Here is a 14,167-nt window from a genome sequence, read left to right as displayed (position 1 = left end):
CAGTTAGCGAAAATTATTTCAATAGGTATAATACCTAAGATAAAGATTAAGCATTAGGGAAATATTATGCAAGTACAAGTTATTGATTATCAGGCAAGTGATGCAGCAGAAAAATTTGTTGAAAGTTTACGAAATACAGGTTTTGGTGTGTTAACTAACCATCCAATTCAACAAGCTTTAGTCGATAAAATATATCAAGATTGGTATCTGTTTTTCTCACAAGAAGAGAAACAAGGGTTTGCCTTTGATCCTGAAAAGCAAGACGGTTATTTTGCCCCTGAAATATCAGAAACCGCCAAAGGTCATAACAAAAAAGATATTAAAGAATATTATCATGTCTACCCTTGGGGACGCATTCCAGCACAACTGAAAACTGATATTCTTAATTATTATAAAATGGCTTCAGATCTAGCGAGTGAGTTACTTGATTGGGTAGAAAAATATAGCCCACCAGAGGTCACTAAACACTATTCTGAACCGCTGTCGCATATGATCAAAGATACGCCAAACACCTTGTTACGCATTCTACATTATCCGCCATTAAACGGTACAGAAGAACCCGGTGCTATCCGTGCAGCAGCACACGAAGATATCAACCTACTGACCATTTTACCGGCAGCCAACGAGCCTGGTTTACAAGTAAAAGCACAAGATGGTGAATGGCTAGATGTACCGGCTGACTTTGGTCATTTAATTGTTAACATCGGTGATATGTTACAGGAAGCATCGCAAGGCTACTTCCCATCAACCAGTCATAGAGTGATTAATCCAACAGGGGAAAATGCCGCGAAATCACGTATTTCTTTACCGCTATTTTTACATCCGCGTAATGAAGTGGTCTTGTCAGAAAAGCACACGCATGCGAGTTACTTATTAGAAAGATTAAAAGAGCTTGGCGTAAAGTAATACCAGAGCACGTCAACCTGATAAATTAAATAGCTTAACTTAATAAGAAGCCATCACATTGTGATGGCTTCTTTAGTTTTAAGTTTTAAGTTTTAAGTTTTAAAACATTATCCCTACAAGCTTTCACTGCTAATATTATCTGACACGGGCGCCTGAGCTAAAGGCTCTGCTTTATTGCGTTTAAATAATACTTTAATATCTTCCACAATAAGGTAGAGGCAAGGGATAAGTACTAGCGTGACTATAGTGGCAAATAGCACGCCAAAAGCTAGTGACACCGCCATTGGAATGACAATTTGTGCTTGTGCACTCACTTCAAAGAAGATAATTGGCACTAGACCAATAAAGGTAGTAATTGACGTTAACATGATGGCTCTAAAGCGTTTACTACCCGCATGCATCACCGCATCTTTTAAGCGTTCGCCACGTTTTCTAGCATTATTAACATAATCAACCATAACTAACGAGTCATTCACCACCACCCCGGCAGCCGCTAGTATTCCCATCACAGATAAAGCACTTAAGTCCATCCCTAAAATAAAGTGGCCAATAACAGCACCAATAACACCAAAGGGAATAACCACCATAATCATCAGCGCCTGTGAATATGATTTTAATGGTATCGCTAGCAATGAAAATATAATCATGGCTGAGATGACAAAATCGCGTAATTGACTATCAGCACTATCCATTTCTTCTTGAATACTGCCGGTGACTTCACTGTTAACTTGTGGATATTTTCTTAATAATTCTGGCATGAAATTATCTTGAATATCATTAGCCACTTTAAACGGTTCGACCTGATCCGCATCAACACTGGCCCAAACGTTAATGGTACGATTACCATTTTCACGGCGAATACGTGTCACACCATCTTGTAAGGTAATAACTGCCAGTTCAGATAAAGGTAATTCCGCACCATTGGGCGCTTGTATCATTACATCATCAACATGACCCACAGAGCTGCGTTGCTCAAGCGGGTATCGCACCATAACTTTCACTTCTTCACTGTCACGTAAAATGCGCTGCGCTTCTAAACCATAAAAGCTATAACTCACTTGTGAGGCAATGTCTGCTAAGGTTAAATTCAAGCTATAGGCTAACGGCTTTAATTCAAATTGCACCTCTTTAGCGCTAGTTTGGCGGCTGTCATTAACATCACCAATGCCTTTAAGCGAGTTAAGCTTAGTTTTTAATTCTTTTGCTGCTGCGAGTAATTCTGCATCATTTTGACTTTCTAATCGAAAGGCAATATCACCATCATCTCGGCCGCCACCAAATAAGTTGTCACCTATAGTGAATGATTTAACGCCGGGATAATTTGGAATAGCTTTACGCCATAAATCAGCGAGCTCAAAGGTATCCATCGGCCGTAATTCAGGTGTCACTAACTTCACCATTAACTGGCCACTGGTTCTGCTGCGCAAATCGACCTGCATATCAGAGATCATTGAATTACCGTATTGCTCGGTGATTTCTTGATCAATACGGTTAATAACCCCTTGAATATTTAGCAAGGTATCTAAGGTCGCTTTTTCAGAAGCATCAACATTCATTTCGACAGTAACACGCGGAAAATCATGTGGAATTTTAGGCTGGCCAACAAAACGAACAAAACCACCACTAAACAAACCGCCACTGATGAGCATTAAGCTAATAAAAAACATTAATACCCCATAACGATATTGAATAAATATCGCTAAAGCTGGGCTATAAACATGCTCTATAAAGCTTTTTAACTTGCTATCAATCCAGGCGCGTAATCTATCAATCGGATTTTTAGGGTTAAATGCTTTCATTTTCATTTTAACTAAGTGCGCAGGCAAAATAAGTTTAGATTCAATCAAAGAAAAAATTAAGCACAAAATAACCACAGAGCCAATAGCTTTACCAAACGCTGAAGACGGCCCTTCGCCAAAAAGAAAGGGCAAAAATACCGCAATCGTAGTTAAAACACCAAAGGTGGCCGGCATGGCAACACGCTTGACACCACGAATAACATTATCGGTACTATGGCCATGCTCTTCAATTTCTTCATGGGCACTCTCCCCCATAACAATCGCGTCATCAACCACAATGCCTAGTACTAAAATGAAGGCGAACAAACTAATAACGTTGATGGTGACATTAACAAACTCAAGTGGCATGACAAATAAAGTACCGAGGAAACAAACCGGTAAGCCCATCATCACCCAAAAAGCCAAGCGCACGCGTAAAAATAGCGCCAACATTAAAAATACCAACACAGCACCACTTTTCATGTTGTCTACCATCATGTTTAAGCGACCTTCGAGGTAGTAGGTCATGTCAACCCAAGTTTCTAACTTAACCCCTGCAGGTAATATTGCTGACTTTTCTTCAACGTATTTTTTCACCACAGTGGCAATATCTGTGATGCTTTGGTTATCAGCGGCACCGATAAATAAGGTGACTGAGTTTTCACCGTTGAACTTAGAGTATTGTAGACCTTCTTCAAAGCCATCAATAATAGTGGCAATTTCGCCTAATACAATACGCGTGCCATCGGCTAAAGTTACCACAGGAATTTGTTCGAATTCATAGCCTCGATAAGCTTGATTTTCTACCCTTAGGTTAATATAACCATTTTCTGCACGGATTTGTCCCGCCGACATATTTCGAGAAGAACTGCGCACCGCATTGGCGATATCATTAAAACTTAAGCCATACTCTCGCAGCTTATCTTTGCTAACTTCAATCGAGATTTCATAATCTAAACCACTAAATAAATCAGAAATATTAACCGCAGGTAGTTGCTGAATTTCATTATGTATTTTACGGCCAAGCTCTTTTAATTCGCCGTTGGTTAGATCGCCATATAAACTCAAGTACATCACTTCTTGACGAAATTTTTCCCGCTCGACTTTTATTCGCTCCATGCCATCAGGGAAGCTAGAGATTGAGTCTATTGCTGATTTAACTTCTTCCAACACGACTTGAGGATCATAATCTAGCTCAACTTCAAACCAACCGTTAGAGAAGTTACGATTTGAATAAGTAATAACACGCTTAAGGCCTTGAACCGTATCCAATGCCTCTTCGATTTTAATGGTTATGCCTTCTTCGACTTCTTGTGGTGCGGCTCCAGGATATGGCGCCGTGTAGGAAATCCAATTGATCTTAACTTGCGGAAACATTTGTTTGTTGATGGTTTGAATGGTGAGTAAACCACCCACTAAAATAAAAATCATCAATAAGTTGGCGGCGACACTATTACGAGCAAACCAAGCTATAATGCCGCTATGAGTGTCAATGCTGTGGTCAATTTCAGCCGGTTTTTTAGGCTTAAGAGTGCTCATGGTTATTCCCCTGAATCACTGTCATTTAATGCCACTTGCGACTCACTTGCAATAGCATCTTCTGGCTGATCATTAAGCTTCTCAGCTTGGTCAGTAATCAACGCCAGTTTCATCCCATCAACTGGGTAGTCAAGCGCTGAGACAATTAGTTGGTCACCATCAGCTAAACCACCTGAAATAATGACATTTTGACCATCTTGGCGAACAATCTTTACTGCTGAGTAATGTAATTTCGATTCACTGTCCAACAGCGCAACGCGACTATTTTCAACTAAATAACGCGGCACACTGGCCGCTTGTGCTATGGCTGCCCCTAAAATTTTTGCCTTAACATAAGCACCAAAGCGTAGCGGCGTTTTTTGATTGTTATCTCGTAAAGCATAAGGGTCAAAAATTTCAGCTACTAAATAACTCATGCGACTTTTGCTATCAATAACACCTTCACTACGGACAATTTTCGCTGCCCATAAGGTCTCACGGCCAGCAAATATGCCGGTTAAATTAACACTCGCGCCTTTACCTTGTGCAATTAAAAACTCTAATTGATTATCGGCAACGGGTAAACGTACCTCAGCAATGGCAATACCGAGTAATTTACCTATCATACTACCGGTACCAACAAACGAACCTAAGCCGACATTACGGCTGTCGATCATCGCATCATACGGTGCTCTAATTTCGGTGCGTTCTAAATTACGTTTAGCGCGCAGAATAAACGCTTGTGCGGATTTTACTCGTGCTACTTCTTGGGCTAATTGTGGTTTACGTAAACTCAACGGCGTAGGCGCTGCATCGGTAATACGTTGCCATTCTTGCTCAGCAACTTGCCCTTGCGCACGTTCCTGCTCTAAGGATGCCTGTGCTGATGCCATGGTTGCTTGGGCTTCAATGAGTGCGGCTTGATAATCGCTGGGATCTATACGGGCCAATAGTTGACCTTGTTGAACAAAACCACCACGAACAAATTTTTCTGATAATTCAACAACTTCCCCGCTAACTTGAGCGACTAATTCAGTTTCATATTTTGGTTTAACCACACCGTATGAATCTACGAGTAAGGTCATGGGTGCAAGTGAAATCGCTTCAACAGCAACGATAGGGGTATTATCAACAACGGCTTTTTCTTCCGGTGGTTTTTTCATACTTGAAAATAAAAAGAAAATCAAAAAACCAGCGATTAAAATGACAATAGGTATAATTATTTGTTTTTTCCGTGTCACGATTTCGTCCTCGTAAAGTCTAAATAGTTGTAAATATTAATTTAATTGCCAATAGGATACAGAAATTACTGGCTACAAAACTAACAAAGTTGTAAATGCTTGTTACAACATTCGCGCCGCTTTTCAAAACGGTCCAAATTATAATAAAATAACATTATATAACAATAAGTTAAGGCATCTCCTTATTATAAAAAAACAAATGAGGCCTTAAGTTAATAGTGACTTTAATAACATAGTGGTTTTTTTCACTATTAAGTAAACTTTTATAAAAATTTTTAGTCGAATTAACTAATACCAGAATAACCTTTGGATAAATACTACAAAATGGCGTTTAAGCGTTGCTCTTGTACTTATTGGCCCAAGGTTAGGGTAATACCAAAAAAATGACTACTGTCTACTGTCACTTAGCCATGAACCCGCTTAATATAAACACAGGTAATACACACCATGATCAAAAAAGTATTTTACGTTAATATATCGAAAAAGGTACCAAAGATCACTAACAACAAAAGTAAAAAACTGAGCATTAACAATACCACAGTCCTTGTTGGTGGCTTAATTAACCGCAACCAAGGCACTTGAGTTAAGCTATGCATATTCAAGGTTACAATTTTTTATTAACAGTAAGTTAATTAAGCACTTGTCCCTAAAAGTAAGTACATTAATATTCATCATCTACAAAGAGAGTAATTTATGTTGTCAAAAATTAGTGCCTTTTTCCAATTATTAGGCGAAGAAAATAATCAGCAAGCAGATGAGTTAAGCTTAGAAATTGCCGGTAGTGTATTATTATGTGAAGTCATGCTTGCCGATGGTCAGCTTGATAAAGCTGAACAACAAAAACTCAATGATATTATCGCTAGTCAATTTCATTTAACTAGCGATGAAGTCACTGAGATCATAAAGCACTCGCTCTTACTTTGTGAACACGCTACTGATTTTTACCAATTTACCTCTAAAATCAACGAAAATTACAGTACTGAACAACGGGTGAGAATGTTAGAGCTGTTATGGCAGGTCGCTTATGCCGATGGCGAACTCGCTAGCATTGAGGAGCATATTATTCGTAAGATTGCCGATTTGTTGCATTTACGACATAGTGAATACATTCAAACCAAACTAAATATGCAATTAAAAGCAGCAGAGTTAAATAAAAATTAGCCCCAGCATTGAAAGTTATAGTTAACTTGCCGCCAGATCGGTTATTATAGCCGCAAGTTAACTGACCTCAAGAATTCACATGGCAAGCATCGGCAAATACAACACTCTTCCTGTAGTAGCAATTACTGACAATGGCGCATATTTAAATGCAAATGAATTAGGTGAACTGTTATTACCTAATCGCTTTGTGCCTGAAAATTGCCAAGTGGGTAGTGAAGTTAAGGTTTTTATCTATGCAGATACTGCAGATAGAATCGTGGCAACAACGGAAAAGCCATTAGCGGAAGTTGATGAATTTGTCTCGTTAAAAGTTAGCCAAGTCAATAAAATGGGTGCCTTTCTAGATTGGGGCTTACCTAAAGATTTACTGGTACCTTATAACCAACAACATACCCCTATGGAAGCGGGCAAGTATTATCTTGTTCGGATTTTTCTCGATCTCAAAACTGACCGTTTAGTTGCCTCAAGTAAGTTAGATAAGTTTATTGATATTTGGCCAGCCGAATATCAAAAATGGGATAAAGTAACATTAACCATTGCCACGAAAACTGACTTGGGTTTTAAAGCGATTATTAATGATCTGCATTGGGGTTTACTTTACGATAATGAAATATTTAAGCCACTGCGTACTGGTAAAAAAATAACTGGTTATATCAAGCAAGTACGTGAAGATGGTCGTATTGATTTATCATTGACCCGCCCAGGCGAAGGTAAAGTTAAAGACTTTAGTGAGGTATTATTAGCTCATATTGCCGAGCACGACGGTTTTAGTCCGTTGCATGATAAAAGTGACCCAGAATTGATCAAGCGTATTTTAGGGGTCAGTAAAAAAACCTTTAAGGCCACCGTAGGTAATTTAATGAAAAACGGTAAAATTACCATTGAAGCGAAAGGCATTCGCCTCAAAGATTCTTAATTTTTCTCATCACTTAAAATAAAAAAGCCCGAAAGGGCTTTTTTTTATGATTCTGAGAATAGTACTTTAAGCCGGCGTTATTGCGTACCACCTACCGTCATTTGATCAATCTTCAAGGTTGGTTGACCAACACCAACCGGCAAGCTTTGACCGTCTTTACCACAAACACCCACACCAGCATCTAGTTTCAAGTCATTACCTACCATGCTCACGTTCTTCATGGCCTCAGGGCCACTGCCAATGAGAGTAGCGCCTTTTATGGGTGAAGTAATTTCGCCATTTTCAATTAAATACGCTTCTGAACTAGTGAAAACAAATTTACCCGAAGTAATATCAACCTGCCCACCGGCAAAATTGGGGGCGTAAATACCTTTTTTAACTGATTTGATAATGTCTTCAGGCTTATGTTCACCTGCCAACATATAAGTGTTGGTCATGCGCGGCATAGGTAAGTGTGCATAAGATTCACGTCTGCCATTACCTGTGGGCTTTACGCCCATTAAACCGGCATTGTGTTTGTCTTGCATGTAACCTTTGAGTACACCTTTTTCAATCAGCACGTTGTACTGCCCTGGCGTACCTTCGTCATCAATACTGATCGAACCACGACGATTTGCCATAGTGCCATCATCAACAATAGTACATAAATCAGAGGTAACTTTTTGGCCAATTTTTCCCGAAAATGCTGAAGAGCCTTTACGGTTAAAGTCACCTTCTAAACCATGACCAACCGCTTCATGAAGTAATACTCCTGGCCAGCCGGCACCCAGCACTACCGGTAATAATCCTGCCGGTGAATCAATCGCGACTAAGTTAACTAACGCTTGGCGAACGGCTTCTTCTGCATAGGCTAAATAACGTGGTTTATTATGCTCTAACTCAAAGAAATAACTATAATCTGTACGTGCACCACCACCGGAACTAGCGCGCTCTCGCTTACCGTTTTCTTCAACTAACACCGAACAATTAAGCCGTACTAATGGTCGTATATCGGTAGCATAAGTGCCATCACTGGCCGCCACTAATATTTTTTCATAAATACCTGACAAGTTAACAATCACTTGTTTAACCCGTTTATCAACACTGCGGGCATGAGCCTCTACTTCGTGTAATAAGGTTATCTTTTGCTCTTGAGGCAAACTAGCCAGTGGATCTGTTGCCTGATATTGAGCGGGGTTTTGCTGCATCTTTTTGCCATCAAAAACTTGCACTCGCGCAGACTTTTCAGCATTAGCGATGCCTTTCGCCGCATCAGCCGCTTTTTTTAATGCGCTGGGCGAAATATCATCAGAGTAAGCAAAGCCGGTTTTTTCACCTGATATAGCACGTACACCGACACCACGTTCGATGTTATAAGAGCCTTCTTTGACTATACCGTCTTCCAGCATCCATGATTCATGGCTACTGGATTGAAAATATAAATCCGCTAAATCGACTTTACGTTGGAAAATGTTATCCAAGGTATCCATCAGCATACTTTGATCAATTTCACTATTGGCTAAAAGCTCTATCTCAACATTATTCATACGACATCAACTTATTTTTAAAACGATTATGAGTGGCAACAGGCATAGCTTTACGCACCTTGTCTAATTCTTGTTCTTGGTAATCAGCACAAATAATACCTTTTGAGATATCAAGCTGAGTCAGTATTTCGCCCCATGGACTAATGATCATACTGTGGCCCCAAGTTTCCCGACCATTTAAATGCACACCTTCTTGCCCTGCGGCAACAATATATACTTGATTTTCAATCGCGCGCGCCTGCAATAAGGTTTGCCAATGTGCTGCGCCCGTTACCCGAGTAAAAGCACTGGGTACAGTAATAATTTTTGCCCCTTGTTGGCATAACTGGTGAAATAGTGCTGGAAAACGCAAATCATAACAAATTGACAAGCCAACCTTAACGCCAGCCACATTCACTACGCTAGTATGATCACCGGCTTTGACATAACGAGATTCACAGTAATTTTTTTCGTTGTCTTGCACCGCAACATCAAACAAATGAATTTTATCATAGCTCCCAAGTTCTTGGCCTTCAGGGGAAAAAACAAAACAACTGTTAGTAAATTTTTCTGGCTGATTTGATAGTACGGGAATACTGCCCGCCACGAGAAAAACATTATATTTTATTGCCAGCTTTCCAAGCCGAGTTTTTAGCCCATTGCTTTGCTGATTTTCTTTTGCCAACGCCAGTTGCGCTTTATCTTTACCACCAAAAAACAAACAGCATTCAGGCAACAAAACCAGTTGTTGTTGCGCTAGTTCCAAAGTAGCTAATTGCTGTTCAATATCAGCAATATTGTCTTCAACACGGGTATTAGAAGACATTTGTATCGCACAAATTTGCATTATTTTATTACCCATTATCATCATTAATCAAGGTTATCCATCCATATCATCTATCAAAGTTCCACTACAAAGGTTGTTCTTCAGGCTGCTCTGAAGCCTTGATTTTAGTGGCATCTTCTGAAATATTTTCAACTATTTTAGGTGGTGATGAGCGGCCAACGCTGATATTTTGATTTTTACGACTGACTTGTTTAAATTGCGGATCGTCTAAGTTTCCTGTTACTTCAAAATTAATTTCAGCAATTACCGTCGACGTGATCACTTCATCCAGTGCCATGCCCGCTAAAAAGGTTACGGGATTTAGTGTCGCAATCCAAGCCAATACCGGCAAACTAGAAGTTAAATTGGGTTTATATGACATCCGATAATCAAGGTTACCATTATTTAAATTAGTATTACCCACTATGGTTAAATCACCGGCAGTGCCATTCATCTGAATATTATCAGTATATGCCACGCCATCTTTTACCATAAAGTGACCTTTTAGCTCACTATAGAACATACCATCACTAAAAATATCTCTAAAATCAAAACTAAGTTTACGCACCAGTGACTGCAAACTTAACAAGGATAAAATACGCACGCCTTTATCATCAACATCAGCCAAATAGCCATCATCAAATGTTGTTGATAGCTCGCCATTAAGCGTCGCAGTTGCAAAGTCATGCGGCCCACCCTGCCAATCAAGGTTGTACTTCATCTCGACACCACTATCTTTTATAATCGAAACGTAACCTAATTGCGCTATTTCACCCGCCACATCATCAGTAGCCAAGGTGCCGGTAACACGAGTATTTGACCCCTCATTGTCTTGTTGCCACTGAGCGTTAAATGCCAATGCATTATTATCGCGTTTAGCGGTGAAATTTTTCAATAATAATGTATCTTCATCTGCTCGCTCTAAGGTGAAACTTACCTCACCAAAGTCATAATTATCATACTGGCAACTGGCACAAGTCACCTTTAATGGTGGCACATTAGCAAAAAGTGCCGCATTACGCACAGTATCAATCGGTGACGATATTGGCTGTTCAACTGAGTTTATTGGCTCAAATTCAGTCACTGTGTTACTTTGTTGAATTGGCTTTACTTCACCAGCCTCTGGCTCAACTTCGTGAGTTGGCGCTAGTTTTACTGATGCTGTACTACCAGATTTTATCTCCTCAGTAACTTCTGCCTCATCGATCAGATTTTCATCAGTCACAGTTTTATCAACTGACGTGTTATTAACCAAAGTGTTATCAACAAAACCTTCAAGGCTCTCTGCTGGCACTAACTCATTTTTAGCGCTGGTTAAATGCACAAAATCTGCATTAATGTCTATACCTTGCTGATGCCAGTCAGGATAAAACTTAGCTGAGCCTTTTAGTGCTTTAGCATTGATATTGAGCAGCCATCCATCCAACTCAGGTGTAAAGTCAAAATTGACTTGCTGGAAGTTTTTATCATAAACCATTAAGTTGCCCACCTGACCCTGTATTTTATCAGGCGCTGATAATAAGCTCTGCTCCTTGGTCTTTATATCGGATGACACGGCTGATGGATCTAACTTGTCTGGTGTGGGCTCAACAGCCGCCAAAATATCTAACACTAAAGGCTGCCATTGCTGATAATTTGCTTGGGCTAGATCAGCACTAATATGAAAGCCTGAAATGGGTGACCCTAAAGTTTGCTTGCCTAGCACTAAATGCGCTAATGAAAAACGCGTTTGTTGATGATCCAGTAAAGCATAAAAGCCTAGCTCATCACCCATATCCGCGTTTATGGTGCTATTAAGCTTATTGCCAAAGGCGTGAATTTTTACTGCAACTTGTTCGCCTATGCGCTTACTAAAAGGTGCGGGTAAGGCTAAATTCACCTCATCTATGGTCGAGTGTATTTGGTAATCATAGTTAAATTTATCATCACTAATATTCAGTGCTAGCATACCTTGCCAGTCTATTTTACCGTCGGCATATTTCACTAATTCATCAGGTAATTGTCTTTGCCATTGGCTAGTTTTCCACTGACCTAGTGTTTCAATACTGACCTTATAGTGCTCAGGATTTTGTTCAGCGGTAACATTAATAGTTAACGGCATACCGCGCCAATCAAGCTCAACACCCGAAACAGTTATTCGATCATTATAATAGTCTAAACGGCCATTAACTTGGCTAAAGTCCATTCGCGGTGCTTGTAACGCGAGATGATTATTTTTAAACTCAACATAACCTTTAGCGATAACAGCTGCAGGATTATTTAATGGTAATGTTAAAGAGAAATCACCATTAATCGGCGCTGAAACCACCACTTGCTCTAATGTTACACCAATCGTTTCTTGCATTGGACTCGCCGCCATCAGTTGCTGCACTAATTGCGGCTCGGTTTGAGTAAAGTCGGCGTCAACTGTTAATACTTGACTACCTGTTAACTCAGCAATAGCGGCTTGAACACCGTTAACGTCAATACCCGACAATGTGCCTTCTCTGCCGGTAATAAGCATACTATTATTGGTGAAGTTTAAGTTCGCGGCGAAGTTTTCAATCGCCGGCCACTGTGGGTCAAATTTAAATGTACTTTGAGACAACTCAGCGTCAACCACAAAAACACCTTCACGGTGGTTAAACGGAAAGCTTTTTAATGGCCCATTAAATAACACTAAAGCCTGCTTAATTTTACCATTAACAATCGCGCCATTTAAGTAGTTCACCAAACCCTCACCCATTAATAGATGGGGATAAAAATATTCAGCAAACTCTGTATTATCCTGACTTGCACTCGCCAAGAGTGACATTGTTATCGCTTGATCTTTAACACTCTTTATTTTTACGTCTGCACTTAAACTCAGCTGCGGCGAATTAAATTCTATATTTTCAACCGAAAATTGCCAGTCATCCGCTGAAAACTTTGCATTGATCAAACTCGTTAAGCGAGTGTAAGGAATAGGGTATTTAAAATGTTTATCGAAATCGAGTGCGCCATCAACAGCACTTAATGATATTTGCAGCTGATTATTAGCATAAACTAATTCACCACTGACATTGTCAATGCCGGGAATACCTTGACTAAAATGGCTGTCAACATCGCTAAATGCGGCTGTGATAGCGAAATTATCCGCAGTACTGCGAAAATGAATCTCTTCAACTCGGCCCTCTGGGTCAAGGTCTAATAATAGTTTTTCAAGGCCAACATCGTCAACTAATAGCGGTGATACGCCGGCAAAACTGGCTAGCTCGATAGCATTAATATAACCATTGATATTGGTACCATTAACCTTGGCCATCAAGGATATTTTATTAGTTTCCCTACCATTACGTTTAACAGTTAATGGTGAGCTTGCTAGATTAAACACTAATTCGTTTAAGATTTTTATTTGAAAATCACCACCTATAATCTCAAATTTTTGCGCTTTACCCTGATGTTGCCAAGTGATTTCATTATCACCAAGAGCGACCTGAATAAACTCGGGCTTACCCGTGTTAAGCTTTAACCAAGCACTAAAATTAATCGCTGAGTGGGTGTTGGCATCCTTAATCGCGAGAAGTGTCCCTAACCAAGGGGTAATGTCAATGTCATTGGCTTCTAAATAGGCTTGGCCACTGAGTTGATCAAACCTTGGCCCTTGAAAGTCTAACAACACTTTTAAATTATTAGAGCTGAGACCGTCGACGATAATAGTACCGTTAGCTCTATGCTGATTGTTTTCATTTACCCAAAACAATTCATTAATGGTAAAGGCTCGCACCCCACTAAGGGTATGATAAAGCACATGACTATCACGAATCGAAAAACGAGAAATTTGTTCAAGTAATATTGAGGAAAGCGACGTTATTAAGTCTTTATTATCCGCTTCATTGGTAGAGATTTCTGCGGCGGAGTTAGCCAGTGCCGCTTGTTCGAATACTAATTCTGCGCCCGAGATAACAAAGTTTTGCGTCACCAGTTTCCCTGAGCGCATGCTGCGCCAAAAGTCCAATTCAACCGCCAAACTATCAAGGTATATTTTACTCTTGTCATTAGACAAAAGCTCAACTTTTTGGGTGATCAATGTTGGCCCTAACTGACCCCAGCCCATGCTTAACGAACCAATAGAGATGTTACTTTTATAGCTATTGTTGAGATAATCTTCGACCGCTTGGCGATAATTATGTGCATAGGGTAAAAATAAGCGCAATAGACTAATTGACACGGCAAAAGCTACTAACAAAATTGCTAATAGTTTATACAGACGTTTGAGCCATCTATTTAAGACCGTGGAAACACTCATTAATATTTTACCAACACACTTTATTCACTGATAGGAATGGAACCAAACG

At 39.8% G+C, this 14,167-nt stretch carries 8 protein-coding genes; 3 read left to right on the top strand and 5 right to left on the bottom strand.

The features are described from left to right. Positions 1-66: 66 nt before the first annotated feature. Complete coding sequence (locus H4J41_RS06105; RefSeq protein ID WP_182136627.1) at positions 67-906, top strand: isopenicillin N synthase family oxygenase; 840 nt, start codon at positions 67-69, stop codon at positions 904-906. Positions 907-1,019: 113 nt separating this feature from the next. Here H4J41_RS06105 and H4J41_RS06100 read toward each other — a convergent pair whose 3' ends face one another. Continuing rightward, positions 1,020-4,223 carry an efflux RND transporter permease subunit gene (locus H4J41_RS06100; protein ID WP_182136628.1) on the bottom strand — a complete coding sequence of 1,068 codons (3,204 nt, stop codon included), beginning with the start codon at positions 4,221-4,223 and terminating at the stop codon, positions 1,020-1,022. A gap of 2 nt (positions 4,224-4,225) precedes the next feature. Further along, a complete protein-coding gene (locus H4J41_RS06095) occupies positions 4,226-5,443 on the bottom strand; it encodes an efflux RND transporter periplasmic adaptor subunit (protein ID WP_182136629.1) in 1,218 nt (405 codons plus the stop codon). Positions 5,444-6,136: 693 nt separating this feature from the next. On the opposite strand from H4J41_RS06095, the gene H4J41_RS06090 reads away from it, so the two are divergent. Together H4J41_RS06090 and H4J41_RS06085 are read left to right on the top strand one after the other, a co-directional pair. Further along, positions 6,137-6,604 (top strand): TerB family tellurite resistance protein, encoded by a 468-nt coding sequence (locus H4J41_RS06090; protein ID WP_182136630.1) that lies wholly within the window; start codon positions 6,137-6,139, stop codon positions 6,602-6,604. A 79-nt stretch (positions 6,605-6,683) separates the two neighbouring features. Next, positions 6,684-7,520 carry a S1 RNA-binding domain-containing protein gene (locus H4J41_RS06085; protein WP_182136631.1) on the top strand — a complete coding sequence of 279 codons (837 nt, stop codon included), beginning with the start codon at positions 6,684-6,686 and terminating at the stop codon, positions 7,518-7,520. A 77-nt stretch (positions 7,521-7,597) separates the two neighbouring features. On the opposite strand, the gene tldD is transcribed toward H4J41_RS06085, so the two are convergent. Genes tldD through H4J41_RS06070 form a run of 3 tightly spaced genes read right to left on the bottom strand, consistent with a single transcriptional unit; the run spans position 7,598 to position 14,118 of the window. After that, positions 7,598-9,046, bottom strand: coding sequence for a metalloprotease TldD (tldD, locus tag H4J41_RS06080; protein WP_182136632.1), 1,449 nt, complete (start codon positions 9,044-9,046; stop codon positions 7,598-7,600). After that, entirely contained in the window at positions 9,039-9,887 is an 849-nt protein-coding gene (locus H4J41_RS06075) for a carbon-nitrogen hydrolase family protein (RefSeq protein WP_259365556.1), read from the bottom strand. The genes tldD and H4J41_RS06075 overlap by 8 nt, the downstream gene beginning before the upstream one ends. A gap of 49 nt (positions 9,888-9,936) precedes the next feature. After that, entirely contained in the window at positions 9,937-14,118 is a 4,182-nt protein-coding gene (locus H4J41_RS06070) for a YhdP family protein (protein ID WP_259364541.1), read from the bottom strand. Between the last annotated feature and the right edge of the window lie 49 nt (positions 14,119-14,167).

This window comes from Colwellia sp. MB3u-45, from assembly GCF_014077005.1.
In the GTDB taxonomy this organism is placed as follows: Bacteria; Pseudomonadota; Gammaproteobacteria; order Enterobacterales; family Alteromonadaceae; genus Cognaticolwellia.
This window is presented reverse-complemented; position numbering and strand designations above follow the sequence as displayed.

Bases quoted from the DNA above. Each gene is read 5' to 3' on its own strand.
- H4J41_RS06105 (WP_182136627.1), top strand. From the start codon at position 67: ATGCAAGTACAAGTTATTGATTATCAGGCAAGTGATGCAGCAGAAAAA.
- H4J41_RS06100 (WP_182136628.1), bottom strand. From the start codon at position 4,223: ATGAGCACTCTTAAGCCTAAAAAACCGGCTGAAATTGACCACAGCATT.
- tldD (WP_182136632.1), bottom strand. From the start codon at position 9,046: ATGAATAATGTTGAGATAGAGCTTTTAGCCAATAGTGAAATTGATCAA.
- H4J41_RS06075 (WP_259365556.1), bottom strand. From the start codon at position 9,887: ATGGGTAATAAAATAATGCAAATTTGTGCGATACAAATGTCTTCTAAT.
- H4J41_RS06090 (WP_182136630.1), top strand. From the start codon at position 6,137: ATGTTGTCAAAAATTAGTGCCTTTTTCCAATTATTAGGCGAAGAAAAT.
- H4J41_RS06085 (WP_182136631.1), top strand. From the start codon at position 6,684: ATGGCAAGCATCGGCAAATACAACACTCTTCCTGTAGTAGCAATTACT.
- H4J41_RS06070 (WP_259364541.1), bottom strand. From the start codon at position 14,118: ATGAGTGTTTCCACGGTCTTAAATAGATGGCTCAAACGTCTGTATAAA.